At 65.7% G+C, this 25,313-nt stretch carries 21 protein-coding genes and 3 tRNA genes; 13 read left to right on the top strand and 11 right to left on the bottom strand.

The features are described 5' to 3' along the window. Window positions 1–20 precede the first annotated feature (20 nt). On the bottom strand, window positions 21–755 hold the full coding sequence (locus AOP74_RS03925; RefSeq protein WP_236683709.1) for a phosphoadenylyl-sulfate reductase: 735 nt from the start codon (window positions 753–755) through the stop codon (window positions 21–23). After that, window positions 752–2,533 carry a nitrite/sulfite reductase gene (locus AOP74_RS03920; protein ID WP_304524069.1) on the bottom strand — a complete coding sequence of 594 codons (1,782 nt, stop codon included), beginning with the start codon at window positions 2,531–2,533 and terminating at the stop codon, window positions 752–754. Before AOP74_RS03920 ends, AOP74_RS03925 begins: the two co-directional genes overlap by 4 nt. 295 nt (window positions 2,534–2,828) lie before the next feature. Between AOP74_RS03920 and AOP74_RS03915 the strand changes: the two genes are divergently transcribed. The 3 genes from AOP74_RS03915 (at window position 2,829) to AOP74_RS03905 (ending at window position 6,895) form a co-directional block, all read left to right on the top strand. Next, window positions 2,829–4,760: a DUF4037 domain-containing protein gene (locus AOP74_RS03915; protein ID WP_152649154.1), complete on the top strand. Its 1,932-nt coding sequence runs from the start codon at window positions 2,829–2,831 to the stop codon at window positions 4,758–4,760. Window positions 4,761–4,769: 9 nt separating this feature from the next. Continuing rightward, window positions 4,770–5,405, top strand: a complete 636-nt coding sequence (locus AOP74_RS03910) for a DUF4125 family protein (protein WP_061961013.1) — start codon at window positions 4,770–4,772, stop codon at window positions 5,403–5,405. Between the two features lie 113 nt (window positions 5,406–5,518). Beyond that, a complete protein-coding gene (locus AOP74_RS03905; protein WP_061961012.1) occupies window positions 5,519–6,895 on the top strand; it encodes an FAD-dependent oxidoreductase in 1,377 nt (458 codons plus the stop codon). A 70-nt stretch (window positions 6,896–6,965) separates the two neighbouring features. Here AOP74_RS03905 and fucO read toward each other — a convergent pair whose 3' ends face one another. Next, the gene (gene fucO, locus AOP74_RS03900) at window positions 6,966–8,117 is read right to left on the bottom strand and encodes a lactaldehyde reductase (RefSeq protein ID WP_061961011.1); all 1,152 of its coding nucleotides are present in this window, start codon (window positions 8,115–8,117) and stop codon (window positions 6,966–6,968) included. A 214-nt stretch (window positions 8,118–8,331) separates the two neighbouring features. Between fucO and htpX the strand changes: the two genes are divergently transcribed. Together htpX and AOP74_RS03890 are read left to right on the top strand one after the other, a co-directional pair. Beyond that, window positions 8,332–9,207, top strand: a complete 876-nt coding sequence (htpX, locus tag AOP74_RS03895) for a zinc metalloprotease HtpX (RefSeq protein WP_152649153.1) — start codon at window positions 8,332–8,334, stop codon at window positions 9,205–9,207. Window positions 9,208–9,575: 368 nt separating this feature from the next. Further along, window positions 9,576–11,354 carry a thiamine pyrophosphate-dependent enzyme gene (locus tag AOP74_RS03890; protein ID WP_236683779.1) on the top strand — a complete coding sequence of 593 codons (1,779 nt, stop codon included), beginning with the start codon at window positions 9,576–9,578 and terminating at the stop codon, window positions 11,352–11,354. Window positions 11,355–11,409: 55 nt separating this feature from the next. Here the strand turns inward: AOP74_RS03890 and AOP74_RS03885 are convergent, their stop codons facing one another. Further along, the gene (locus AOP74_RS03885) at window positions 11,410–11,901 is read right to left on the bottom strand and encodes a YajQ family cyclic di-GMP-binding protein (RefSeq protein ID WP_061961010.1); all 492 of its coding nucleotides are present in this window, start codon (window positions 11,899–11,901) and stop codon (window positions 11,410–11,412) included. A gap of 135 nt (window positions 11,902–12,036) precedes the next feature. Here AOP74_RS03885 and AOP74_RS03880 point away from each other — a divergent pair. Further along, a tRNA-Tyr gene (locus AOP74_RS03880) sits at window positions 12,037–12,118 on the top strand. A gap of 289 nt (window positions 12,119–12,407) precedes the next feature. After that, entirely contained in the window at window positions 12,408–13,607 is a 1,200-nt protein-coding gene (locus tag AOP74_RS03875; protein ID WP_061961009.1) for a GmrSD restriction endonuclease domain-containing protein, read from the top strand. Here AOP74_RS03875 and nrdG read toward each other — a convergent pair. From nrdG to AOP74_RS03850, 5 genes are all read right to left on the bottom strand, one after another. Continuing rightward, window positions 13,568–14,149: an anaerobic ribonucleoside-triphosphate reductase activating protein gene (nrdG, locus tag AOP74_RS03870; RefSeq protein WP_061961008.1), complete on the bottom strand. Its 582-nt coding sequence runs from the start codon at window positions 14,147–14,149 to the stop codon at window positions 13,568–13,570. The two genes, AOP74_RS03875 and nrdG, sit on opposite strands and share 40 nt — an antisense overlap. Window positions 14,150–14,151: 2 nt before the next feature. After that, on the bottom strand, window positions 14,152–16,401 hold the full coding sequence (nrdD, locus tag AOP74_RS03865; RefSeq protein WP_082095978.1) for an anaerobic ribonucleoside-triphosphate reductase: 2,250 nt from the start codon (window positions 16,399–16,401) through the stop codon (window positions 14,152–14,154). Window positions 16,402–16,544: 143 nt separating this feature from the next. Beyond that, window positions 16,545–17,651, bottom strand: coding sequence for a beta/alpha barrel domain-containing protein (locus AOP74_RS03860; RefSeq protein ID WP_061961007.1), 1,107 nt, complete (start codon window positions 17,649–17,651; stop codon window positions 16,545–16,547). Between the two features lie 98 nt (window positions 17,652–17,749). After that, window positions 17,750–19,231 (bottom strand): sugar porter family MFS transporter, encoded by a 1,482-nt coding sequence (locus tag AOP74_RS03855; RefSeq protein ID WP_061961006.1) that lies wholly within the window; start codon window positions 19,229–19,231, stop codon window positions 17,750–17,752. Between the two features lie 79 nt (window positions 19,232–19,310). After that, window positions 19,311–20,597, bottom strand: coding sequence for a winged helix-turn-helix domain-containing protein (locus tag AOP74_RS03850; protein ID WP_061961005.1), 1,287 nt, complete (start codon window positions 20,595–20,597; stop codon window positions 19,311–19,313). A gap of 118 nt (window positions 20,598–20,715) precedes the next feature. Between AOP74_RS03850 and AOP74_RS03845 the strand changes: the two genes are divergently transcribed. From AOP74_RS03845 to AOP74_RS03830, 4 genes are all read left to right on the top strand, one after another. Beyond that, a tRNA-Thr gene (locus AOP74_RS03845) sits at window positions 20,716–20,791 on the top strand. A gap of 53 nt (window positions 20,792–20,844) precedes the next feature. Then, window positions 20,845–20,918: transfer RNA gene (locus tag AOP74_RS03840), tRNA-Met, on the top strand. 67 nt (window positions 20,919–20,985) lie between these two features. Further along, on the top strand, window positions 20,986–21,150 hold the full coding sequence (rpmG, locus tag AOP74_RS03835) for a 50S ribosomal protein L33 (RefSeq protein ID WP_042213233.1): 165 nt from the start codon (window positions 20,986–20,988) through the stop codon (window positions 21,148–21,150). A gap of 212 nt (window positions 21,151–21,362) precedes the next feature. Further along, window positions 21,363–22,823, top strand: coding sequence for an NCS2 family permease (locus AOP74_RS03830; RefSeq protein ID WP_061961004.1), 1,461 nt, complete (start codon window positions 21,363–21,365; stop codon window positions 22,821–22,823). An 82-nt stretch (window positions 22,824–22,905) separates the two neighbouring features. On the opposite strand, the gene AOP74_RS03825 is transcribed toward AOP74_RS03830, so the two are convergent. Next, window positions 22,906–23,157, bottom strand: a complete 252-nt coding sequence (locus AOP74_RS03825) for a hypothetical protein (protein ID WP_152649152.1) — start codon at window positions 23,155–23,157, stop codon at window positions 22,906–22,908. Window positions 23,158–23,325: 168 nt separating this feature from the next. On the opposite strand from AOP74_RS03825, the gene AOP74_RS03820 reads away from it, so the two are divergent. Together AOP74_RS03820 and AOP74_RS03815 are read left to right on the top strand one after the other, a co-directional pair. Further along, a complete protein-coding gene (locus tag AOP74_RS03820) occupies window positions 23,326–23,772 on the top strand; it encodes an FAS1-like dehydratase domain-containing protein (RefSeq protein WP_061961002.1) in 447 nt (148 codons plus the stop codon). Further along, window positions 23,769–24,200, top strand: coding sequence for a MaoC family dehydratase (locus tag AOP74_RS03815; RefSeq protein ID WP_061961001.1), 432 nt, complete (start codon window positions 23,769–23,771; stop codon window positions 24,198–24,200). Before AOP74_RS03820 ends, AOP74_RS03815 begins: the two co-directional genes overlap by 4 nt. A 31-nt stretch (window positions 24,201–24,231) precedes the next feature. Here the strand turns inward: AOP74_RS03815 and AOP74_RS03810 are convergent, their stop codons facing one another. Next, window positions 24,232–25,296, bottom strand: coding sequence for a LacI family DNA-binding transcriptional regulator (locus tag AOP74_RS03810; RefSeq protein WP_236683708.1), 1,065 nt, complete (start codon window positions 25,294–25,296; stop codon window positions 24,232–24,234). Window positions 25,297–25,313: the final 17 nt, after the last annotated feature.

Below are 25,313 nucleotides of genomic sequence, written 5' to 3'. Positions count from 1 at the left end.
CTTCACTCACTGCTTCACGATTACTCACTGTGCAGGCCGCACTCGGTCTTGTTCTGTCCAGCCCACCGGCCGGCGCGCGGGTCCTCGCCGGGCGCGACCTTACGGGTGCAAGGAGCACAGCCGATGCTGGGGTAACCGTCCGCGACCAAAGGATTGCGGGGGAGGTCGTTGGCAGCCTGGTAGTTCTCGACGGCGGGATCGTCCCACAGGGCCAGCGGGTTGATCTTCACCAGGCCGTGCTTGGCGTCCCACGAAATGACGGGCATCTCGGAACGCGTGATCGCGTCGACACGGCGCACTCCGGTGACCCACGCGTCGTACTTGGCGAGCTCACGCTTGAGTGGTTCCACTTTGCGGATCTGGCAGCACAGGTTGGGGTCGGTCCGGAAGAGGTCCTTGCCGTACTTCTCGGTCTGCTCGTCGATCGTGAGCTCGGGCTCGGCGTTCACGATCGTGATCGGGAAGCGGCGCGCCGCCTCATCGCGCGTGGCGATGGTCTCGTCAAAGTGATAGCCGGTCTCCAAGAACAGCACGTCGACGTCCTCGAGGCGGGTGCCGAACATGTGGGGCAGGATCGTGTCCTGCATTGACGCGGCAACGATCAGGTTGCGACCAAACGTGGCCACGGCCCAATCCGCAATGTGAGCGGCCGATGCGCTCTCAAGTCGCGCATTGACCTCTGCGCACGACTCAGCGTTCCACTCCTGAGGGTTCAGGAGCGTCAGCGAAGCCGCGGCGGGAAGGATCGCACTCACTTGATCAGTTCCTCCTCAGCCCGGAAGGCCCACTCGGCGAACGTCTCGGTCTCGCTGGTGCGGTCCTCGAGGTAGTTCGCGGTGACGCGCTCGACGTAGTCGGGCATGCCCTTCTCCGTTACCTTGTGACCGCGGATCTTGCGACCAAAGTCGTTGTCGTCGCCGCGGCCCAGACGGCCACCCAGGTGAACCTGGAAGCCGGGCACCTGCTCGCCGGACTCCTCGTCCAGCACCAACTGACCCTTGAAACCAATGTCCGCGATCTGCACACGGGCGCAGGAGTTAGGGCAGCCGTTGACGTGCACGGTGATGGGGTTGTCCAGCGTGGGGAACTTGTCGTCCAGGACCTTGACGACCTCACGGGCCGTGGCCTTGGTCTCGACGATCGCGAGCTTGCAGTACTCGATGCCGGTGCAGGCGATTACGTTGCGGTGGAACTCGCCGGGCTCGGAGTCGAGCTCGAGGGCACGCAGGCCGTTGACGACGTCGCTCACGCGATCCTTGGGGATGTCGAGAACGAGCACCTTCTGCAGGGGCGTCAGGCGCACGCGGTCGGAACCGACGGACTCGGCGATGTCGGCGATTTTCTTCATCTTCTCGCCGGAGACGCGACCGGCCACGGGGGCAACGCCTACGTAGTAGTTGCCGTCGGCCTGCTCGTGGATCCCAACGTGGTCACCGCGGTCGCCACGCTCAGCAAGCTTGGGGGCCGGGCCCTTCGGCAGTTCGTAGCCGAGGTAGTCGTCTTGCAGTACCTGGAGGAACTTCTCCGCTCCCCAAGCCTTGACGAGGAACTTAAGGCGAGCGCGGGTGCGCAGGCGGCGGTAGCCGTGGTCGCGGAAGATGCTGACCACACCGCGCCACACGTCGTGTGCGATGTCTGGCTTGACGAAGACTCCCAGGCGCTTACCCAGGAACGGGCTCACGGACAGGCCGCCGCCCACCCACAGGTCGTAGCCAACGCCGAGCTCGGGGTGCTCGACGGCGCAGAACGCGATGTCCTGGACCTCGTGCAGGATGTCCGGCACGGGCTGGCCGGTGAAGGCGGTCTTGAACTTACGCGGCAGGTTGGAAAACTCCGGGCTGCCGATGTACTTGTCCATGATTTCGCGGATCTGCGGCGTGGGGTCGATCAGCTCGTCCTTGGCCACGCCCGCAACGGGGGAGCCCAGCAGCACGCGCGGCACGTCGCCGCAGGCCTCGGTGCACAGCAGGCCCACTTCTTCGACGCGGCGGAAAATCTCTGGCACGTCCTCGATGCGGATCCAGTGCAGCTGGATGTTCTGGCGGTCGGACACGTCCGCGGTATCGCGGGCGAACTCAGCGGAGATCTTGCCGATCTCGCGAGCCTGCGCCACGGACAGCTGACCGCCGTCCGAGCGGATGCGGAGCATGAAGTACTCGTCGTCGAGCTGGTGCGGCTCGAGCACGGCGGTCTTGCCGCCATCGATCCCGGGACGGCGCTGCGTGTACAGGCCCCACCAACGGAAGCGGCCGCGCAGGTCACCGGGAGGGATCGACCAGAAGCCCCACTTGGAGTACATCGACTCGATGCGCTGGCGAACCTCGAGAGGGTCGCTCGCAGCCTTCATCTCCTCGTTGGGGTTCAGCGGCGTGCGGTCGCCCGCTGCCCACTGGCCGTCCTTCGACGCGGTGTTCTTGCGCGCGGCAGCCTCACGGGTGCGGATGAGGCGCGCCTCCTCGCGGTGGCGGCGGCGCTCTTCAGCGTCCGTCAGTGCGGTGGTACCACCCGGGGTGGTGGTGTCGGCGTCAGTCACCGAATCTCCTCGACTCGTTCGTTCACAATCACTGTGGGAGCGAGGCCGTCAGAGCGCTGCTGGTTCGCGCTCGTAAGGCCGAGCGCCCAGGGCTACGTTGCGTATCCGCGGGCGACTAGGCCTGCAGACACATGACACAGCAGCAACGGCACATCATCGATGCGCGCATGGTGAGCTGGTGTGACATGTCAGTGATTGTGCCATACGGCCTAGGTGGTGGCTACCCCCGGTTCGTAGACTGGAATTGCGGTACCGTCCCCACCGCCCATTCGCCCCCGTCCGGCAGGAGTTTCCGGTGAGCACGTCCCAGGCACGATTCCCCATGGAGGGTTTCCTCAACCGCCTCGATCAGGTGTTCGCCGAGCAGCGCGGGCCCGAGGTTGCGCGCATGCTTCTCGAGGAGGGGGTCGCGCGGGCGCAGGAACTCGACGACCAACCGGCATTGCTGACGCTTCGCAATGAGCAGGCGGGGTTCTTCAGGTCGATCGGCGCGCACGACGAGGCACTGGAAGCGGCCGATGCTGCACTCACCTTGGTCGCCGACCTCGGCCTGGAGGGTACGGACGCCCAGACCACGACGCTCATCAACGTGGCAACGGCTCAGCGGGCAGCGGGGAAGACGGCCGATGCTCGGGTCACCTACGCGCAAGCCCTCGACGGAGCGCGGCGACTGTTTGGTCCCGACGACCGGCGACTGGCCGCGCTGCACAACAACCTGTCGCTCGCTATCGCGGATGCGGGCGAGCCCGAAGCGGCTCTGGCCGAGCAACGCGAAGCCCTTGCGATCCTCACCCGGGCCACCACGGACCCGGACGCGGATGTCGACATCGCAATGACCCATGCGAACCTCGCGCACTCGTGCGCCGCAGTCGGTGATCCGGGCGGGGCGGATGAGCATGCCCGCCGCGCGATCGACCTGTTCCGCGCCGCGGGAGCCACCGACGACCCGCACATGGCAGCCGCGCTCGCGGCCCATGCGTCGACCCTCATCAGCGCTGGCGACGCCGCCGGGGCAGTGGACCGCTACGAGGAGGCGCTCGCGATCGTCGAGCGTGCGTACGGTCCACAGTCCGAAGCCGCCGAGGTCACCCGCGACAACCTCGACCAGGCGCGGCAGCTCCGTGACGCGATTGCCGGTGAGTCGGGCGCCGCGGCCGTCGACCCCGACCCCGCACCCACGCCCGCTGAGGTGCGTGACCCGGCCCCAGCATCGGCCCGCGTCCAGCATGTCCCCGGACTGGAGCTGGCCCGCCGCTACTGGCTCGAGCACGGCAAGCCCATGCTCGACGCGCAGTTCCCCGATTTCGCAGGACGCATCGCCGCGGGGCTCGTGGGGCACGGGTCTGAGTGCTACGGCTTCGACGACGCGGTGAGCACGGATCACGACTTTGGGGTGGGGTTCTGCCTGTGGCTCACGGAGGCTGATCACGAACTGATTGGTGCCGATCTGCAGCGTGCCTACGACGGTCTGCCGGACACGTTCGAGGGCGTCCCGGTCCGCCCCGCGCTCGCCGCTCACGGTCAGAAGCGGTCGGGTGTGTTCGAGATCGGTGCTTTTTTTGAGTCCATCACGGGCCTGCGCCAGGCGCCGAGCGCCGACGAACCGCATGTGTGGCTCAGCCTCGACGAGGCTACACTCGCGGCGGCCACCAACGGTGAAGTGTTCGCGGATCCGCACGGCGCGTTCGGAGCAGCGCGTGGTGGCTTCCAGCGGATGCCGCCGGACGTGTGGCTCACGCACCTGTCGCGCAGGTTGGGGATGCTCGCTCAGGCGGGGCAGTACAACGTGCCGCGGATGTTGTCGCGTGGTGATGGCGAGGCGGCATGGCTCGCGGTTGGCGAGTTTGTGCGCTCTGCCGCCTCGACCGTCTTCCTGCTGAACAAGCCCGCCCAGGTGGGCTATCTGCCGTACTACAAGTGGCAGTTCGCGGCGCTGCGCCGCCTTTCCGACCGCCCCCTTAGCCGGCTACCCCAGGTCTATGGTGAGCTGACTGCGGTGATGCGTGTGGCATCGGCCGCCTGCCTTGGTGGGGAAGCCTTTGGCGAGGGTGGCAAGGGAGCTTCGGTCGCATCGGCCCAACTGACGGAGCGGATCGAGGCGGTCTGCGCGGCTATCGGTGCGGAACTGCGTGTCCAGGGCTTGTCAGGGTCGGATGCCACCTTCCTTGAGCACCATCGCCCCGAGCTCGCGGCGAAGATTTCCGACCCGTGGCTACGACAGCAGTAGGAGGCTGACATGGACCGCGACGTCTTGGCCGAGCGCCTGGACCTGGCCGAGGGAATCGTGCGCCACGAGTTCACGCAGATGGGCGAGGTGCCTGCAGAGGGTGGTCGCGCGGCGTGCCAAGACGACTGGCTCACGTTCCACGGGCAGCGGCTTCCACAGTTCCTCACGTGGCCGGTGCCGTTGCTGACGTCCTACGCGGCGGACCTGGATGCGGCCGATGCTGCCGGTCGGAACCTGCTGACCGAGAAGTACGCGCGGATGATGGCCTCCATGGAGCCCGAGCGGTACGCCCGTGAGATTGCGCCGCGGTTGCCGGTCTTGGCGGAGGCGCGTGTGGCTGCCCAGGAACGCGTGATTGGTGTTCAGGTGGAATGGGCGCGGGACTTCCACTCTCGCTTCCCGTGCTTGGGTGCGGGCATGCGGGTGCTGCGCACGGCGCAGGACACCCTCGAAGCGACGTCGTTTGAGACGTATCTGCGCGGCGAATTGGGCACGTACTCGGACGCGACGTTCGCGCTCTACGCGGACCTCGTGGACGAGGTGGCTACGCGTGGCGGGAACCTCACGGAGGAAACGCTCACGCTGACCGTCGCGCTGGCCGGATTGGGCTCGCTTGACGAGGCCGAGGCTGCCCAAACTGAGTGACCAAATGTCAGGGCCCGGCGAATTACGCTTGACGGGCATGTCTATACTCGGGGCCATTGCGACCGGGAGCGTGCCCGGCTCGCGGACCCCATCCCCCAAGGATTGTGATTAGCGTGACTACGGAACGCCCTTTGCGCGTCGCCGTCGTGGGAGCTGGCCCTGCCGGCACCTACGCCAGCGACATTCTGTCCAAGTCGGATATCGATGTGTCGATCGACATCATCGAGCGTCTGCCCGCGCCGTTCGGCCTGGTGCGATACGGAGTGGCGCCTGACCACCCGCGCATCAAGCAGATCATCGTGGCGCTCGCGAACGTGCTGGGACGCGGCGATATCCGCCTACTCGCCAACGTCAACATTGGTACGGACCTGTCGCTTGACGACATGCGCGAGCACTATGACGCGGTCATCTTCGCGACCGGTGCGTTCAAGGACGCGGACCTCGACATTCCGGGCATCGATCTCGACGGCTCGTACGGCGCTGCGGACTTCGTGTCGTGGTTTGACGGCCACCCAGATGTCGCCCGCACCTGGCCGCTCGAGGCCAAGGAAGTTGCAATCTTCGGTGTCGGCAACGTGGCGCTTGACGTCGCGCGTATTCTCGCGAAGCACCCCAAGGACCTCGCGCCCACCGAGATCCCCGCGAACGTCATGGAGATCCTCGAGAAGTCGCCCGTCACCGACGTGCACGTCTTTGGTCGCCGCGGCCCCGCTCAGGTGAAGTTCTCGCCACTGGAACTGCGCGAGCTCGGCCACGTGCCTGACGTCGACATCGTGGTTTACCCCGAGACGGACTACGAGTTCGACGAGGCGTCGATGGAGATCGCCGAAAACAACAAGCAGCAGAAGCAGGTCGTCAAGACCCTCACGGACTACGCGCTGCGCGAGCCTGGCACCGCATCGCGACGCATCCACCTGCACTTCATGCAGTCGCCTCACGAGGTTCTCGGCGAGGACGGCAAGGTCACCGGCGTGCGCGTCGAGCGCACCGAGCTGCAGGGTGACGGCACCGTAAAGGGCACGGGCGAGTTCATCGACTACCCCGTCCAGGCTGTGTACCGCGCGGTGGGCTACTACGGAACGCCGATCGATGGAATCCCGTTCAACGACCGCAAGGGCACCATCAACAACGAGGCTGGCCGCGTGCTCGATGAGGACGGCAACCCAGTCCACGGCATGTACACCACTGGCTGGATCAAGCGCGGTCCCGTGGGTCTGATTGGCCACACCAAGTCGGACGCGCAGGAGACCATCCGGAAGATCATCGAGGACGCCGACAAGCTGTACGAGGAGTCCTCCGCAGGCGCCGAGCAGCGCAGTCCCGACAACGTTTTGCGCCTGCTTCAGGACCGCGGCGTGGACGTTATTCAGTGGGCTGACTGGGAGATTCTAAACGCCCACGAGCTAGCCCTTGGTGAGGCCGATGGCCGCGAGCGCGTGAAGGTCGTTCCTCGCGATGAGATGACCAACATCTCGCTGGGTCGCGACTAGCGCCAGTCACTACGCAAACGGAGGGTCGATGCGCCGGGGTGACCCAGGCATCGGCCCTCCGTCTTTTGCGCTACAGCAGCGAGCGGTACAGGCCAGCGATGTCCTCGACCGTGGCGGTGCGGGGATTGCCGCCGGTGCATACATCCTCAAATGCCGCCTGTGCGAGGGCGTCGATGTCCGACTCGGATGCGCCGATTTCGGTAATCGTTGTGGGGTTGCCCAACGACAGGGTTAGCGCGGCCACAGCCTCGACGGCTGCCGTTCGCGCGTCGTTGATGGGCATCGTGGGAGCGTCCTCGACTCCGAAGGCGCTGGCGATGTCACGGTACTTTTCTCCGGTTTCTGCGGCATTGAAGGCCATCAACGGGGCGAGCAAGATTCCGTTGGCGACGCCGTGAGGCGCCCCAAAGAAAGCTCCCAACGGGTGTGCCATGCCATGCACGAGGCCTAGGCCGACGTTCGAGTAGCCCATCCCGGCAACATACTGACCGAGCGCCATGCGGTCGGCGGCCGCGGGATTGCCGTCAGCGGCGGCCGCGAGTGAGCCTGCGATGATTTGGATGGCCTTGAGGTGGAAGAGGTCAGACAACTCCCATGCTCCAGCGGTCGTGTACCCCTCGATCGCGTGAGTGAGGGCGTCGAGCCCGGTCGCGACCTTGAGGCTGCGGGGAGCGGTCGACATCATCTCCGAGTCCACCACCGCGAGGATGGGGATGTCGTGGGGGTCGACGCAGACGAACTTGCGCTTGCGCTCGACGTCGGTGATGACGTAGTTGATAGTGGTCTCTGAAGCCGTTCCGGCGGTGGTGGGCACTGCGATGATTGGAATTGAGGGGTTGCGTGTGTCGGCCACGCCCTCAAGCGATCGAACATCGGAGAACTCTGGGTTTGCAACGATGATGCCGATGGCCTTGCAGGTGTCCTGAGGGGAGCCTCCGCCGATCGCGATCAATACGTCGGCACCCGAGGCTTGGAAGCAAGCCACGCCGGCTTGGACGTTCTCGATGGGAGGGTTCGGCACAACGTCTGCGTAGATCTCGTAGTCGACGTTCGCGTCATCGAGCAACGTGGTGACTTTCGCGGCTACGCCAGTGTCGACGAGGACTTGGTCGGTGACGACAAAGGCCTTCGTGAAACCGCGGCGGGCGAGCTCCTCGGGGATCACGGAGATGGACCCCGCTCCAAAGTACGCTGTCTGATTCCAGATCATTCGCTGTGCCATGACGTGCTCCCGAGCAGTTGGTGTGAGGTTACGTCTAGCCCATCACGGTGAACATGCGTTCGCGCGCGACTTTCGTCCCGGACAGGCGGATCGCCGCTTGTGGCATTGCCGTGCGCCGCGCGGCTGCCGGTACCTTCCCGTCAGTGAGAATGACGGGGAACGCGTGCGTTGCACCGCGCGTTGAGCAAGAGCAACGTGCGACCGGAGGAAACAGGTGTCAGGGAAGTACTTCAACGGCGTCAAGACTATGGGCTTGTTCGTGCTCATGTGGATCGTGCTCTTGGGCATCGGTTCGTTTGTTGGCGGTGGCCAGTACCTATGGGCCTTCGCCCTCTTTGGCGTCTTCGGGACGTTCTACGGCTACTGGAACTCTGACAAGCTCGCGATCCGCGCTATGCGTGCCCGTCCCGTCACCGAGGTGGAGCACCCCGTGATGTACCGGATTGTCCGTGAGCTCTCCGCTGAAGCTAACCAGCCTATGCCGCGCCTGTACGTCTCTCCCACGGCGGCGCCTAATGCCTTCGCAACCGGGCGCAACCCCAAGAATGCGGCCGTGTGCTGCACCGACGGCATTCTGCAACTCCTGGATGAGCGAGAACTGCGCGGGGTTCTGGGCCACGAACTCATGCACGTGTACAACCGCGACATCCTGATTGGCTCCGTCGCGGCGGCCTTCGCAGGAATGATCACCGCGCTCGCCCAGATGCTGTTCTTCTTCGGCGGTGGCGGCAACAACCGCGACAGTCCGTTTGGCCCCCTCGCGATGCTCGCAATGTTGTTCCTTGCGCCAATCGCCGCGACCCTCATTCGCATGGCAATCTCACGCACCCGGGAGTACGACGCCGACGAGGACGGCGCGTCATTGACTGGAGATCCACTGGCGTTGGCGTCCGCGCTGCGGAAACTGGAGTCCGGGACCGCCGCGCGGCCACTGCCCGCTGACCCCAACCTCGAGAACGTCTCGCACATGATGATCGCGAACCCCTTCAAGCCGGAAGGGCTCGCCAACCTCTTCGCAACCCACCCGCCTATGGACGAGCGCATTGGCCGGCTGGAAGAGATGGCCCGCAAGAACGGCCAGTACTTTTAGCGACTGCAATCACTCACCTCTGCCGTCCCGCACCCGCACAGCACTGACCGGCGCACCGCTGACCCCGCCCACCCCGCAAACTAGGCACGCTATGTACTCGCGTCGCGCCTTAGCGCGCCTCACGAGGCACGTGATGTACAAAGTGCCGCTGCAGGGACCCGCCTCCCATCCCCACACCTGACGTCTGAGACGGCCTCTCGCGACAGGAGACCCTGAGTCCTCGGGGCGAGCCGTCTCGTAGGCATGACGTGCCTCATGACGGCGCACCCGCGCCTTCCCGAGTGCATGACGTGCCTAGTTGTTTAGTTGTGAGGCGGGGGTGCCGGGGCGCCCGGGAATACCTGGCGCGGGCGGTCCTGTTGACCAAGGTGGACGCGGATTGCCGCCGACCGTGCGGCACCAAGAGCCCGGAGGTCACGATCAGTACGACCGTTGCACAAGGAATCGTCAAAGCACTGGCCGACCACGGAGTCGGTCAAGTCTGGGGCGTCGTCGGCGACGCCCTCAACCCCCTGACCGACGCGATCCGTACCGAAGACCGCATGGAGTGGGTCGGGGTCAGGCACGAGGAAGCCGGAGCGTTCGGCGCCTCCGCGCAGGCCCAGTTGACCGGCCGTATCGGAGTCGTCATGGGCACAGTGGGACCCGGGTCGCTCCACCTCATCAACGGCCTCTATGACGCAAAGAAGTCCCACGGGCCAGTGCTCGCCATCTGCGGACAAGTCCCGACGCAGGAGATCGGCACCGACTACTTCCAGGAGGTCAACAACGGCCGCGTTTTCGAGGACGTGTCGGTGTGGAACCAGACCCTGACCTCGCCGGAGCAGCTCCCACAGATGCTGGTGCAGGCAGTCAGCGCCGCCTACGCCGACAATGGCGTGGCTGTGCTCACGATCCCCGGCGACGTCGGAGACCTCGATCTACCTGGCAATGCTTCAATGCCCGCCCTCAGTGCGCCCCCAGCCTCCGCACAGCCGGACACCGAGGCTCTCGCTGCCGCCGCCAAGGCGCTCAACGGCGCAAAGACAGTCACGATGCTCGTGGGCCGCGGCGCCGAGCACTCCCGCAAGGAGACCGTCGCCACCGCCGAGTGTCTCCAGGCACCCATGGTCGTGACTCTCAAGGGCAAGACCGGCTTTGATGGCGGCAATGATTACCAGGTGGGACAGGCGGGCTTGCTCGGTAACCCAGGGGCAATCGAGGCCCTCGGCGAGGCCGACGCGTTGCTCATGGTTGGCACCGACTTCCCGTATCGCGACTTCTATCCGGATGACGCCACCGTGATCCAGATTGACCGTGAGGCCCGGCACATCGGCCGCCGCGTGAGCGTGGACGTTCCCGTCGTGGGTGACGCAGGCGAGGTTCTCGCCGCGCTCCTGCCCATGCTCGACACCCGCGATGACTCTAAGCACCTCGACAAGTGCCGGTCCACCTATACCGACTGGCAGGAACGGCAGGCCCAGGTCGCGGATCCTGACTACGAGGACTCAGGACTGGTCGCAAAGGTTCGCTCCACGTTCGACAATCCCGATGATCGGATCCGCCCCGAGGCGCTCGCCGCGGCCGTGGACCGCCACGCCCCGGACGACGCGATCTTCACCGTTGATACCGGTATGTCGACGACGTGGCTCGCGCGCTTCATCGAGATGCGCGAGGGCCGCGAGCTGCTTGGTTCCTTCAACCTCGGGTCGATGGCCAACGCGCTCCCGCAGGCACTCGGCGCCCAAGCGCTCGATCGTTCGCGCCGGGTGGTGTCGATGTCCGGCGATGGTGGCCTCATGATGCTCTTGGGAGACCTCCGCACTGCGGTCACCTACCGCCTGCCCATCGTCGTGGTGGTCTTCGACAACGCCTCGCTGGGCATGGTGCAACTTGAGCAGCAGGAGGGCGGCATCGCGTCGTTCGGAACCGGGCTAGACAACCCGGATTTCGCTGCCGTGGGCGAGGCCATGGGCCTGGCGACCCGGCGCGTGGAAGACCCGAACGATGTGAACGGTGCACTGGAATGGGCCTTCGCCCAGGATGGGCCCGTGCTCCTGGACGTTGTCACCAACCCCGACGAGATCGCCGTTCCCCCCAATCCCAAGGCCAAGCAGGCGTGGGGCTACGCGGTCGCCAAGGTCACGGAAGCTCTCGAGAGCCGTTGATAGGGCCGATGCTACGGCGGCCGGCGCAGTGATGTCCGGCCGCCAGTAGCCCGCTTTAGCGCATGTTGACGAACTGCAGGTCGACGTCCACGTCCGCGCCCTTGAGCAACGAGATGGTCTTCTGGAGGTCGTCGCGCGACTTGCTAGACACGCGCAGTTCGTCTCCCTGAATCTGCGACTTCACGGACTTGGGTCCCTCTTCGCGGATCAGCTTGCCGAGCTTCTTGGCGATCTCCTGGGTGATGCCTTCCTTGAGGTCGGCGACCAGGCGAAACTCCTTGCCGGATGCGACGGGGTCGCCGTAGTCGAGTGACTTCATCGAGATGCCGCGCTTGGCGAGCTTCGCGATGAGCACGTCGAGGACAGCCTTCACGCGCTCCTCGGAGTTTGCCTTCATAAGGATCGCGTCGCCCGACGGTTCAATCGAGGCCCCCACGCCACGGAAGTCGTAGCGCTGGTTGATCTCCTTGTACGCCTGGTTGACGGCGTTGTCGACCTCCTGGCGATCGATCTTGGAAACGACGTCGAAGCTACTGTCACCTGCCATGGTGTCCTCCTGAATTGTGGTCGGTGGGTCCGGCCGATGCGGTGGTCCCCCAGCGTGCGGGAGGCCAGTTCGCGTTGTAGGCCATTTGCTTGCTATCCTTCCATGCGCGCCAGGTTGCAGTTGGACCCGGAGCATGGCAGGTTGCCCGAGCGGCCAAAGGGAGCTGACTGTAAATCAGCCGTCACTGACTACGTGGGTTCGAATCCCTCACCTGCCACACTGAGAAGGCCCGGCTCGCGCCGGGCCTTCTGCTTTCCCGGGGGTAGCTCGCGTGCATGCGGTGACGTCGCTCGACGTCTTTGATGTTTGTTGGCCGCTCGCTTTCGTGACGTTCCCGACATCGTCGAAGCCTGAGCCCCGCGGTGTCGCGTGCGACGCGCCGAGCGCCCGGGCGATCCCTTGTCAGGAACATCACGGAGTCGCCAATGAGGCCTTCGTCACACGGGCGTGAATACCGCCCAGGCCCCCGACTACAGTCACTCTCAGTCACACGCTGAGGGAGCACCATGACGAACCGTGGCAACGCCATGCCTGAAACTGCGCCGGTCAACGCACCTGCGCCACAGCGCCGCTGGTGGACGTCGTGGCCAGCGATCATCGTTGCGTCGTTCTTCTGGGTGGTACCTGGCGTCGTTCTGCTGTGGCTACGCCGGGGTACCTCGCTACTGGTGAAGATCCCGTTGACCGTGGTGGGCTTCTTTATTTTCCTGATGGTCATCGCCGTTGCCACTGCGGATGACACAGATGAGCCGGCGGGGTTGGATGCCGCGGCGCAAGTCACCAGTGAGCCAAGCCCGTCCGCCACGGCCACCTCGCCCACGCCCACGCCTTCGAACACTTTCGCGACCCCGAGCGCATCGCCCACCCCGAGCGCGTCCCCGTCGCCCAGCGCTACTGCGACACCGACCGAGCCGGCGACGGTGTCGGGCACGGCCGCGGCGGCGCTGGCGGCTCTCCACGTGAAGCCCGAGAGCGCGTCGAGCGACTACGAGCGTGAAGCCTTCGGCGACGGCTGGATCGACGTGGATCACAACGGATGCGACACCCGCAACGACATGCTCATTCTGCGGCTGGAAGAGCGCGAGATGAGTGGCTCGTGCACCGTGCTGTCCGGCCGCCTGGCCGACCCCTTCACCGGCACCTCGATCTGGTTTGAGCGTGGCGGTGCGTCAGAGGTTGATGTTGATCACCTCGTGGCGCTGTCGGCGGCGTGGGTGACCGGTGCGTCCGAGTGGGACTACGGCACCCGCGTGGCTTTCGCCAACGACCCCCTCAACCTCGAGCCCGTGGACGCCGGCGAGAACCGCTCCAAAGGCGACGATGACGCCGAGGAATGGCTCCCACCGCACGCGGACTTTCGCTGCCAGTACGTCGCCCGCCAGATCGCGGTGAAGACCAAATACGACCTGTGGGTCACGACGGGGGAAGCAGGAGTCATGGAGGACGTCCTCGACTCTTGCCCCAACCAAGAACTCCCAGCGGCCGGAGACACGATCGTGGTCGACATCACGGAACCCGCGCCCAAGCCGGAACCAGAGCCCGAACCCGTCGAGACGAGCGAGTCCAGCGGCGGCTCAAACGATGTCGATCCCGATTACGGCGCCTGCTACAAGCTCCCCGCCGGCAAGGGTCCGTACATTAAGGGAGAAGACCCCGAGTACGAGTACTACCAGGACCGCGACGGCGACGGAGTGGTCTGCGAGTAGGGAACAGCGGTGCCTGTGGCAACCGAGGCGCGGGCATCCAGGACGCGCTGGTTGCGGGAGCCCCGGAACGCGAGTGACAGGTCGCGCTGCGATTCCTCGTAGCGCCCGTCCACCAGCACATCGAGCTCCGCCAGCAACGCGCGCTTGTCCTCCGAGTCCACCGCGAGTTGCTCGAACGTGTACCCCGACCAGGCCCACACATCTCGAGAGTCACCAAACTCATCCCGCAAGCGCCGCACCACGGACAACGCCACTTGAGTATTGAGGAACGGCTCACCGCCCAGCAGCGACAGCCCCTGGACGGACGGGTGGGCGAGGTCGGCCATGATGCGATCCTCGAGGTCGCGCGAGAAGGGCTTCCCGTACCGAAATGACCACGCCGCCTCGTTGTAGCAGCCGTCGCACTTGAAGAGGCAGCCGGCCACATACAGCGAGCACCGCACGCCCTCGCCGTCGACAAAACTGAACGGCTTGTAGTCCGCAACGTACGAGTGGGACACCTTGGAGGCGACCCACGTGCGGACGTTCGGCTCAAGCGCCATGCCTACTCCCCAGGGTGGTCGCCGGCACCCAACTCAGCCCCAGCATCGGCCCTCACGGATCCCGGCATGTGCTTCACCCGCGCGGCGATCTCCTCGTGACGGCCGTGCACCATGGGGCGCTGCTGCGGGTTGCCCAGATACCCGCACGTGCGCTTGACAACATCGCACGTGCGGGGGTCGTCGTTGCCGCAGTCCGGGCACGCGAAGCCGCGGGCCGTGGGGTCAAAGTCGCCGGTGTACCCGCAGGCGTAGCAGCGGTCGATCGGGGTATTGGTGCCCAGGTATCCGACGCGGTCGTAGGCGTAGTCCCACACAGCTTCGAGGCCCTTGGGGTTGGTGCGCAGCACGGGGTACTCGACGTAGTGGATGAAGCCGCCGGAAGCGAACTCGGGATAGGGCGCCTCGAAGTCGAGCTTCTCGAACGGGGTTGGGCTCTTGCGCACGTCATAGTGGAACGAGTTCGTGTAATAGTCCTTGTCCGTGATGTCCGGGACGGCGCCAAAGCGCTCGCGGTCGAGTCGGCAGAACCGGTCCGTGAGGGACTCCGACGGCGTGGAGTAGACGGAGAAGTGGTAGCCGGACTCGGCCTTCCACTGCGCCGCGGCGCCGGCCAGACGCCCAAGCACCGCGAGCGTCAGATCCTTCGCTTCCGGGTTGTCCTCCCACGACCCGCCGTAGAACGCCGCTGCGACCTCATACAGCCCGATGTACCCCATGGAGATGGTCGCGCGCCCGTCGCGGAAGAGTGCATCCACATCGTCGTCGACGCTGAGCCGTTGCCCGAAGGCGCCGTGCACGTAGAGGATGGGGGCGTTCGCCGGTACCGCCTCTTTACATCGGCCGATGCGGTAGTTCAGCGCATCGTGGACCGTCACCAAGCGCTCGTCGAGGAGGCGCCAGAAGGTCTCGAGCGAGCCGGCGGCTTCCATCGCGATGCGCGGCAGGTTGAGGGTGACGACGCCGAGGTTCATGCGGCCATTGACCACGCTGTTGCCGTCCGCATCCTCCCAGCCCTGCAAGAACGACCGGCAGCCCATCGGGGCCTTGAACGAGCCGGTGAGCTCGGTGATCTTGTCGTAGTTCAGCACGTCCGGGTACATGCGCTCCGTGGCGCACTGGACGGCCAACTGCTTGACGTCGTAGTTGGGGTCCTGTGGCTCCAGGTTCACACCGCGGCGGAGCGTGAACAGCAGCTTGGGGAAGATCGCGGTGCGTCCCTCCTTGCCCAGGCCACGAAGACGGATTCGCAGGATCGCCTTCTGGATCTCGCGCTCGTACCAGCCGGTCCCGAGTCCGAACCCGATGGACGTAAACGGCGTCTGTCCGTTGGAGGTGAAGAGCGTGTTGATCTCGTATTCGAGCGACTGCATCGCGTCCTCGATGTCCTTGCGCGTGCGCTCGCGGGCGTAGTCCTCATGCCGCGCGAGGTCCCCGATCCACTGCGCGGCCTCTGCCATGTGCTTGTCGTGGTTGAGCTCCGCGTAGGGCGCCAGGACCTCGTCGATCCGGTCCACCGTGCACCCGCCGTACTGACTCGACGACACATTCGCGATGATCTGCGAGATCTGCGCCGTAGCGGTCTGAATGGACCGGGGTGGCTCGATCTCCGCGTTGCCCATCCGGAACCCGTGCGCGAACATCTCGGGCACGTCGATGAGGCAGCAGTTCGTCATGGGCGAGTACGGCTGATAGTCGAGGTCGTGGAAGTGGATGTCGCCCTTGGCGTGGGCGTTTGCGACGTGCTCGGGCAGCAGGCGAAGGCCGATCGCTTTGCCGACGAGCCCCGCGGTGAGGTCGCGCTGCGTGTTGAAGACATCGGCATCCTTGTTCGCGTTCTCGTTCACGACGCTCGAGTCCTTGTCCAGGAGCGTCGAGATGGTGTGGTTGAGGTCCGTGGCCTTGGCGCGAGCGAAGTCGCGAGCCACGCGGTAGTCGATATACGCGCGGGCGGCGTCGTACTCGCCGGCCTCAAGAAGCTCGTGCTCGACTGCGGACTGGATCTCGTAGATTTTCACGGAGCCGCGTCCCGCCAGTTCCTCGACGACTCGCGTCGTCACAGCGCCGATGCTCGCCTCACGCTCCGCACCGAGGTCTCCGTGGGCTGCGGTGAAGGCCTTGCGGAGGGCAGCGCCGATGCGCTCGGCCTGAAAGTTGAGAACTCGCCCGTCGCGTTTGACGACGGTGAGGGGCGAGGGCGAGGGCGTGGGCGTGGCGGTCGTGGTGGTGTCGGCGCCGAGGTCGATCGTGGTCATGGGTCCCCTCCAGTGGTGACGCGTGCGCTTTAGGCACTGTCCTGGCGGATCACCACGGTGAACCACAACATCTAGTGCCATGTCGTGGAACTGACACTAGATCTGGTTGGAATGGTGGCCTGGGCCCAAGGTCCCGGGTGCGCTCAGACGCCGTGAGAAATCGGCCACGACACGCCGCGCACGTCCTGCCCCAGGCCCGGATTGATCATCGCTCCGGTCGCGCTCATCACCGCATTGGCACCCTCCGTGGCGTACCGCACCGCGTCATCGGCCCCCATGACTCCACCGACGCCAACGATCGCGAAGTCAGCGCCGGCATCGGCCCTCCACCGGGCAAGCCGCACGACCATGTCCAGGCCAGCCCACCGAATGCTCGCCCCGCACACGCCCGCGCGTTCGCGGCCGTGCCCCGATAGTGCCTGCCGTCCCGTCCGGTCCACAAGCGTCGCCGGAATCGTGTTGATCGCCGCATAGCCCTCGACAATGTCGGAGGTCGCGCGCAGTAACGCATGGAGCTGCGCGTCTGTAGCGAAGTGCGCGAGCTTGAGGACCAGCGGGGTGTCGCCAACCTCATCCTTGACCGCTACGCAGATGCGCGTGACGAGCGCGGTGTCGAAGCACAGCAGTTCGCCGGTGCCCTCGTTGGGGCACGACAGGTTCATCTCCAGGATGGGTGCGCCCGTCGCCGCAGTGAGACGGGCAGCCGTGACGTGGTCCGCGATGTAGGCGGCTTCACTGTCGCGCCGGTGCCACTCTGGCCGCGTGCCCTGGAACGAGCCAATGAGCGCCTGGCCGTCGCTCGCCGCAGCCACGGCGCGTGCCATGTCGGGCTGCCAGTCATCGGGATCGCGCGACGGGACGCCGAATGAGTTGGAGATGCTTGTGGCGCTGTCGAGGTCGTCGTCGGCGAGAAGGGTCGCGCCGCGTGCGGGCGACAGGTCGCCGTCGACATGCACGGCGAGCGTGTTCGGGAACGGATGTGCGTCGTGGGCGCGGGTGCGGACGGTCTTGTAGACGGCGAGGTCGAAGCCGTGGCTGAAGGCGGCCGCGCAGAACCTCGCGTTGACCAGGGGGCCGGCTGGGATTCCGAAGGGCCGATGCACGGGCTGGCCGAGGAAGGTCAGGCTCGGTGGCGTCATTCGTTGGACGTCCGGGCGGCTCGCAGGCCGGGGTCGCTCGGCGAACTCGCCAAAGGGCCCGTGCGCAAGGTTGTGCTCGTAGCTTGCCCGTGGGTCGTAGAACCAAGTCACGTGGCCGACCCTATGGCGCACCGAAGCCCGCTGACCGGGACTTCCGGGCCAGCGGGCTTCGATGTCACGTGAGGCGCCGCGAGCGGCGCAAAGGACGACTAGTCGACGATCTTAGTCTCGCCGCCCTTGATCTCGACGAACTTGCCGCGCTTCACCTTCACGTCGGAGCTCATTTCCTCAAGCTCCATGCCCTTGGTCTCAGGGACTCGGAAGAATACAAAGACCAGCGACAGCAGAGCCATCGAGGCGTAGAAGCCGTACGCGAAGGTCAAGCCGATCGAGGCCATCTGAGGGAACGAAACCGTGATAGCCCAGTTTGCAAGCCACTGCGCCGCGGCTGCGACGGCCAGTGCGGAGGCGCGGATGCGGTTGGGGAACATCTCACCCAGCAGAACCCACACGACTGGCCCCCAGGTTGCGCCGAAGAAGACGACGAAGGCGTTCGCGCCCACGACGGCCACCGTGCCCCACGCGCCCACGAAGTCTGTGACTTCTCCTGCGTCATTGGTGATTGCTTGGGAGAAGGCGATTGCCATCAGGCCCAAGGACAGAGTCATGCCGGCCGAACCGATGAGCAACATGAGTCGGCGCCCGATCCGATCGACCAGCAGGATCGCGACGATCGTGACGACGATGTTTGTGACCGACGTGATAGTCGACGTGAGGAAAGCCTGACTCTCGTCGAACCCGACGGACTGCCACAGTGTGGTGGAGTAGTAGAAGATGACGTTGATACCGACAAACTGCTGGAACACCGACAGCAAGATTCCGGTCCACACGATGGGCTTGAGCCCCAGGGCCTTGCCCCGAAGGTCGCGCAAGCTTTGCTTTTCTTCGAGGTGGAGCGACTGCTTGATGTCGTCGATCTTGTGGTCCACGTCTTGTACGCCGGAGAACAGCCTGAGGACCTCTGCGGCCTCGGTGTCTTTGCCGCGACCCACGAGGTAGCGCGGCGACTCGGGGAGCCGCAACGCTGCGAGCCCGTATACGAGGGCTGGTACCGCTTCGGCCATAAACATCCAGCGCCAGGCTTCTAGGCCAAGCCAGAGCTCCTCGGACGCTCCACCGGCGGCGCCCGCGAAGAGCTGCCCGGTCAACAGTGCGGTGAAGATTCCTGTGACGATCGCAAGTTGCTGGAGGGAGCCGAGCCGGCCGCGGAACTTTGACGGCGACACCTCGGCAATGTACGCGGGCGCGATGACGGAAGCTGCTCCGACCGCGAGGCCGCCAAGCACGCGCCACAGGACGAGGTCCCAGATCCCGAAGGCCAGGCCCGATCCCAGTGCCGACGCGAGGAACAGGATCGATGCCAGCACCATGACTCGGATTCGGCCATGCCGGTTGGCGACTGTGCCCGCGAACCAGGCGCCAACGGCGCACCCCAACAGTGTTGATGCGACCGCGAACCCGGTGAACGCGTCGGAGAGTTCGTACTCCCCCTGAATCGAGTCGACGGCGCCGTTGATCACGGAGGAGTCGAAGCCGAAGAGGAACCCGCCAAGCGCGGCTCCAATACTGATGGCGACTACTCGACGATTGAGCCGAGACGACGGCGTCGCGGCCGTTGCTGGTGTACTCAAGGTGAAGTTCTCGCTTTCCCGACTGTAGCGACGGACCTCGCCGCGATTGCCACTTTGCTCACCATAACGCGGCTTCGTCTCAGTCGCGCGCGGCGTTCACGATGGCCGGTACTAGCGACGGAGCTAAGTTGCCGCGGGGGCCCGAGCGCACTGACTGCAGTCCTAACCATCGCGCCACGGTGAGGAATTCCCGCGACGCGACATTCGCCGTCGTCGCGGCTGAGATTCGCCGGGCACCGGGTGCGGGGGTCGGCTCCGACCATGCTGCCTGCACTAAGAGGGTCCCTGCTTTGCGATCCGCCTTGAGATCGAACCGTCCCACGAGTTGATCGCCGATGAGCAGCGGCAGGCAGTAGTACCCGTACTGGCGCTTGTGGGCAGGGGTGTAGATCTCGATCCGGTAGTCCATACCGAACATGCGCTTCAGGCGCGGTCGGAACCAGCACACCGGATCAAAGGGGCTGAGCAAGGTGGCGCCGGTCATGCGGGAGGGAACCTCGGCATCGGCCCTCAGCAAGGTGGGTTCTTCCCAGCCCTCTACCGTCACCCACTGCGCGAGCCCCCGCTCGACCGCGGAGGTCGCCCACGCCATGCCGCCCGCGACATCGGGGCTACGCGCGCCTGCCTGGAACGGCAACCGGAAGTGATCGCACAGGTCCTTGACAGTGCCGATGCCGGACGCGGTGAGCGCGTGATCGAACAGCGCTTGGTGCGCTTCGCGCGCAGGCTGCCCCCAATCGCCCTGGTCCGATGGCGGCAGGCCCCACGCCCGTTGCGTCGAGTCATAGGTCCGTGCAAAGTGACGCCCTCGCGAAGCGGCCACACGCCCGGTGATGAAGAGGTATTCGAGCGCCACCTTCACGTGGCTGGCATCCCACCACTGTCCCTTGGGTCGCTCCCGCGGTGCGAGGTGGTCCAAAGCGCCCGCGGTGACGGGACCTTCTGACTCGACCGCCTCTTGGACGGCGGCGATGAGGCCCGGCCGCTCGGCCTCCAGTTTTTCTCGCGTGCGTGCCTGCCACGACGACGGCGAGACCATGCGGTGGTGCATCAGCGGCACCAAGGTGCGCGGCATCACGGATGCCTCGTGGCCCCAGTGCTCGAAGGCCTCCGCGGCGTGGCCTGCTTCATGCCCCCAGAGAGTGTGGTCGGCCATGGCGGTGTCGTAGGGCCCCAAGCGCGAGTACAGCGGCATGTAGTGGGCGCGGGCGAGCACGTTGACCGTGTCGAGCTGCAAAACCCCCTGACGCTCCAGGTAGGCCTCAATGTCGCGGGGGCGCGGTGTCTTGCGTGGTCTTGCGCGGCCCAGGTCCTGGGCGTGAAGGAAGATGCGGCGAGCCTCTGCCGCGCTCAAGTCTGAGGTCACGTTGTCACCCTAGAGGGGCTGTGTGACACAGTGGAGGGGTCGCGCGCCGATGCGCTTCCAGGCACCCCAGCCGCCGATTTCACTTCCGGGCTCAAGTCCGTGTACCCTAGTCCGGCTGGCCCCGATAGCTCAGTCGGTAGAGCGTTTCCATGGTAAGGAAAAGGTCCAGGGTTCGATTCCCTGTCGGGGCTCCAAGAATGGGTGCCGTCGCATCTCGCCAGAGACGCGGCGGCTGTCCCATTCTCGCGGCGGGGTAGCTCAGTTGGTTAGAGCACACGACTCATAATCGTGGGGTCGCGGGTTCAAGTCCCGCCCTCGCTACGACGCAGGTGTTCAATCTGCGACCGCGCTTCGCAAGAGCGCGTCATCACAAGGCTGGGAGAGACCCATGGCAAAGAACGACGTTCGCCCGAAGATCACGCTGGCATGCACCGAGTGCAAGGACCGCAACTACATCACGCGCAAGAACCGTCGCAACAACCCCGACCGCGTGGAACTCTCCAAGTTCTGCCGGAAGTGCGGCAAGCACACCGCGCACCGCGAGACGCGCTAAGCACAACCTTTTCCACGAAGGCCCGGTACCGCAAGGTGCCGGGCCTTCGTGCGTCTGGAGGGCGTGGCCAGGGCGTGCCTTTCTCACCAGTAGGCTGTGACCGCGCTCAGCCGCGCGCGTGCTGCACAAGCACGCAGTCAGGCTTCGCCGAGCGCACCAGATGGCCATCACCGTTGGGAACTCAGCACCCATCAAGTTACTGAGGAGCACTTATGTCCGCGCCCGCCACTGAGCGCACCGGCTTCGCCGGGAAGATCGACACCTACTTCGACGTCACCGCCCGGGGGTCATCCTTCGGGCAGGAGATTCGGGGAGGTCTGACCACCTTCTTCACGATGGCCTACATCGTGGTCCTCAACCCGCTCATCATCGGCACAGTCGCCGACGGTGAGGGCAACTTCCTGGGAGGCGGCTCCGAGCCCAACCTCGCGCTTGTCGCCGCAGCCACCGCGCTCGTCGCGGGCTTGTTGTCCATCCTGATGGGCGTGTGGGCGCGCTTCCCGCTCGCCATGGCTGCTGGCCTGGGCATCAACGCCTTCCTCGCCTACTCGATCGCCTCGCGCGAAGGGATGTCGTGGCCGGAGGCCATGGGCTTCGTGGTCATCGAGGGCATCATCATCTTCATCTTGGTGCTGACGAACTTCCGCAAGGCGGTCTTTGCCGCCGTCCCGACGTTCCTCAAGCAGGCGATCGCCGTCGGCATTGGCCTCTTCCTCGCCTTCATCGGTCTCTACGACGCAGGCATCGTCACCACCGGCGCAGGCACCCCCACCCAGTTCGGCAACGGCGGATACATCTCCACCTGGCCCATGGTCGTGTTCGTTATTGGCCTGTTCATCGCGATCGTGCTGATGGCTAAAAAGGTCCGCGGCGCGCTGTTGCTGTCGATCATTGCCGCCACCGTGATCGCGGTCATTGTCGAGGCCGTGGCCGGCCTGGGCGCCAAGAGTGCCGACAACCCCGACGGCTGGGCCCTCGTTGTTCCCGCCATCCCCGACTCCGTGGTCTCCGCCCCAGACTTCTCCCTCGTGGGCCAGGTCGACCTGTTCGGCGGCTTCACCTCGCTGCCCGTTCTGACCGCGCTGCTGATGATCTTCTCGCTGCTGATCACCGACTTCTTCGACACGATGGGCACCATGACGGCCGTGGGCTCCGAGGCGGGCCTCAACGACAAGGACGGCAACCCGCCGCGCACCCAGCAGATCCTGCTCGTCGACTCGGTCGGCGCCGCCGCCGGTGGTCTGGGTTCGGTCAGCTCGAACACCTCGTACATCGAGTCCGCCGCCGGTGTGGGTGATGGAGCGCGCACCGGTCTCGCCTCCGTCGTGACCGGCATCGCCTTCCTGCTGTCGACTTTCCTCACGCCGCTGTACGCGCTCGTGCCGTTCGAGGCCGCAACGCCCGTCCTCGTCGTGGTCGGATTCCTGATGGTCGCCCAGGTCGCCGGGATCGACTGGAAGGACTACCGGATCGCCATCCCGGCCTTCCTGACCTTCATCATCATGCCGTTCGGCTACTCGATCTCCGCAGGAATCGGCGTCGGCTTCATCTCCTACGTCGTCCTCCAGGTCTTCACCGGCGGCGCCCGCAAGGTTCACCCGCTGATGTGGGGCGCGGCCGGCGCGTTCGTCCTCTACTTCGCGCTGGGACCCATCCTCTCCGCGCTGTCGTAAAACAGACCTAGGGCCGATGCTCGGGCTGGCTTACGTACGGAAGCCAGCCCGAGCATCGGCCCGTGTGTGTCTGTGGGGCCGGTCAGGCGGACGCCGGCTGACGGACCCGGACGATGAGTGCCCACAAGCCTGCGCCCACGGCAATACCCAGGGCTGCATTGACGGCCGCGACGAGCCACGCGACGCCGACGGTCGCTAGCCCGCCGTCGAGCGTGAAGGTGATGAGCAGGGCCCACGCGGTCGCGAGGACTGCTGCGCCTATGGCCTTCGCGCGCAGAGACCGCGCTGGTGCGATACCCACGATGAGGCCGATGATGAGCACTGTCGGAATCATCTCCCCAGTCCACCGCAGGGACGCGTATGCCGCAACGGCAATCGCGCAGGGGCCTTGGCCTCGCATTTCTCATTCTCGGAAATCCAAGAATGAACGAAACGACGGCCGGCCTCCCGCGGAGCGCGCCCCGCCCGCCGGTGGTCGCGACCGGTTCGCTAGGCTGATGGTGTGCCAGTAAACGCAGATGCAGTGGGCCGCTCGTACGGCCCCTTTGAGCCCTACGAGGTGACTCGCGTGAAGATCCGCGAGTTCGCCGACGCCGTCGACGCCTACTCCGGCGCGCACCGCGATGTCGCGGTTGCGCAGGCGGAAGGCTACGAGGACCTGGTCGCGCCCACGACGTTCGCCGTGATCATCGCCCAGAAGTCCGAGTTCCATGTGGTCACGGACCCCGAGGTCGGCGTCGACTTCTCGATGGTGGTCCACGGGGAGGAGCGCTTCACGCATGTGCGCCCACTCGTGGCCGGCGACGTGATCTACACGACCGTGCACATCGACTCCATCAAGCAGCGCGCGGGCATCTCCATGGTGACCACCCGCGCGGAACTGACCGATGTCGACGGCGCCCCCGTATCCACCGTCACCTCGACCCTGGCTGTGAGGGAGGTCGCATGACCGAGTCAACGAGTCCTAGCTTCGCCGGCCTCGAGGTGGGGCAGGTCGTCGCTGAGCGCGAGGCCATCATCACCCGCGACACCCTCGTGCGCTACGCAGGCGCGTCGGGCGACTTCAACCCGATTCACTACAACGACGTCATCGCCGAAGAGGTCGGGCTTCCCGGCGTCATCGCGCACGGCATGCTCACCATGGGTGTGGGTGCGTCTGTTGTTGAGGAGTGGGCAGGCGCCGGCAATGTGTCGGATTACCAGGTGCGTTTCACGCGCCCCATTCCCGTTCCGAACCCCGGCGAGGCCGTCGTCGCGATCAGCGCCAAGATTGGCGCGCTCGACGAGGAACGCCGTACCGCGCGCGTTGACCTGACCGTCGAGTTCGACGGCGCCAAGGTTCTGGGCAAGGCCCAGGCGGTCGTCGACTGCGAGTAGTGCCTGGGAGAGGGCCGATGCTCGGGGTGCGTTAGCGCTCCAGGTTCACCTTGGCGGTTGTGTTTCCTTCGCGGAAGGTCAGCGGGGACAGCACCTGCTGGGGTGCGCCGCCGTCAAGGAGTTCGCGCACCAGGCGGGCCATCGTGTGGCCCTTGCCTTCACCGTCCTGCTCGACCGTGGTGAGCTCCAGGGGAGAGATCCATGGCAGGTCGAGGCCGTCGAAGCCTGTGATCGAGACGTCGTGCGGGACGGAGAGGTCGAGCTCGCGCGCGGCTAGTACGGCGCCCGCGGCGAGGATGTCGGACTGCACGATCAGCGCTGTTGGCCTGGACTCGTGAGTGAGCGCCAGGTGGCCCGCTGCGATTCCCTCGGCGACCATCGACTCGCGGCACTCCACGACGACGCACGGTTGGACGCCGGCCTCGCGGAACGCACGGAGGCGGTTGTGCATGGGCGCCCACGCAGAACGGGGGTCGTAGTCAACGGGCTTGAGCGTGGTTTCGCCGCCAGGGGCGTGCGGCAGCGTGATGGTGCCGATGCGTTCGTGGCCCAGGGCCTGCAGGTGCTCGATAAGTTCCACCGTTGCGGCGCCGTCGTCGATGCTGACCTGCGCGCCGCCGGCGGGGGCATCGGCGTCCATCACCACTGTGGGGATGGCGCGCTTGCGGAGAATCTCGAGGGCGGGCTCGTCGTGGTCGCGAACGCGGAACAGGACCGCCGCGTCCATGGGTGCCGTTTCGAGGAGGGACTTCTCGCCCTCCTTGCCGCTGGGGGAGGGGATGAGCAGGACGCCCAGTCCCATCTCGCCTAGGTCGGAGATCAGGCCGTCCATGACGTTGAGGATCAGAGGGGCGCGGAAGGCCAAGGAGAGCTGGTCGTGAATGACGACGCCGACCACATGAGAGCGGCCCGACCGCAGCGCACGAGCCTGCGCGGACGGGCCCGCGTAGTCGAGTTCTTCGGCGGCTTTGATGACGCGAGCGCGCATGTCATCGGAGATGGGGCCGGCGCCGGAGTAGGCCAAGGAGACGGTCGACAGTGACACTTTCGCGCGCGCTGCCACATCGGCCATGGTGGGTCGTCGCTTCGATGCCACGGTGACTCCTTCACTAT

The organism is Demequina flava (genome assembly GCF_000975035.1).
Lineage (GTDB): Bacteria > Actinomycetota > Actinomycetes > Actinomycetales > Demequinaceae > Demequina > Demequina flava.
The sequence above is the reverse complement of the archived record's forward strand: the minus strand, read 5'-3'. Positions and strand labels throughout refer to the sequence as shown.

What these genes read in the sequence shown, in the direction of transcription:
- AOP74_RS03815 (WP_061961001.1), top strand. Translation starts at nt 23,769, where the DNA reads ATGACCGAGTCAACGAGTCCTAGCTTCGCCGGCCTCGAGGTGGGGCAG.
- AOP74_RS03910 (WP_061961013.1), top strand. Translation starts at nt 4,770, where the DNA reads ATGGACCGCGACGTCTTGGCCGAGCGCCTGGACCTGGCCGAGGGAATC.
- nrdG (WP_061961008.1), bottom strand. Translation starts at nt 14,149, where the DNA reads ATGGCGCTTGAGCCGAACGTCCGCACGTGGGTCGCCTCCAAGGTGTCC.
- AOP74_RS03885 (WP_061961010.1), bottom strand. Translation starts at nt 11,901, where the DNA reads ATGGCAGGTGACAGTAGCTTCGACGTCGTTTCCAAGATCGATCGCCAG.
- AOP74_RS03875 (WP_061961009.1), top strand. Translation starts at nt 12,408, where the DNA reads ATGACGAACCGTGGCAACGCCATGCCTGAAACTGCGCCGGTCAACGCA.
- fucO (WP_061961011.1), bottom strand. Translation starts at nt 8,117, where the DNA reads ATGGCACAGCGAATGATCTGGAATCAGACAGCGTACTTTGGAGCGGGG.
- rpmG (WP_042213233.1), top strand. Translation starts at nt 20,986, where the DNA reads ATGGCAAAGAACGACGTTCGCCCGAAGATCACGCTGGCATGCACCGAG.
- AOP74_RS03825 (WP_152649152.1), bottom strand. Translation starts at nt 23,157, where the DNA reads ATGATTCCGACAGTGCTCATCATCGGCCTCATCGTGGGTATCGCACCA.
- nrdD (WP_082095978.1), bottom strand. Translation starts at nt 16,401, where the DNA reads ATGACCACGATCGACCTCGGCGCCGACACCACCACGACCGCCACGCCC.
- AOP74_RS03830 (WP_061961004.1), top strand. Translation starts at nt 21,363, where the DNA reads ATGTCCGCGCCCGCCACTGAGCGCACCGGCTTCGCCGGGAAGATCGAC.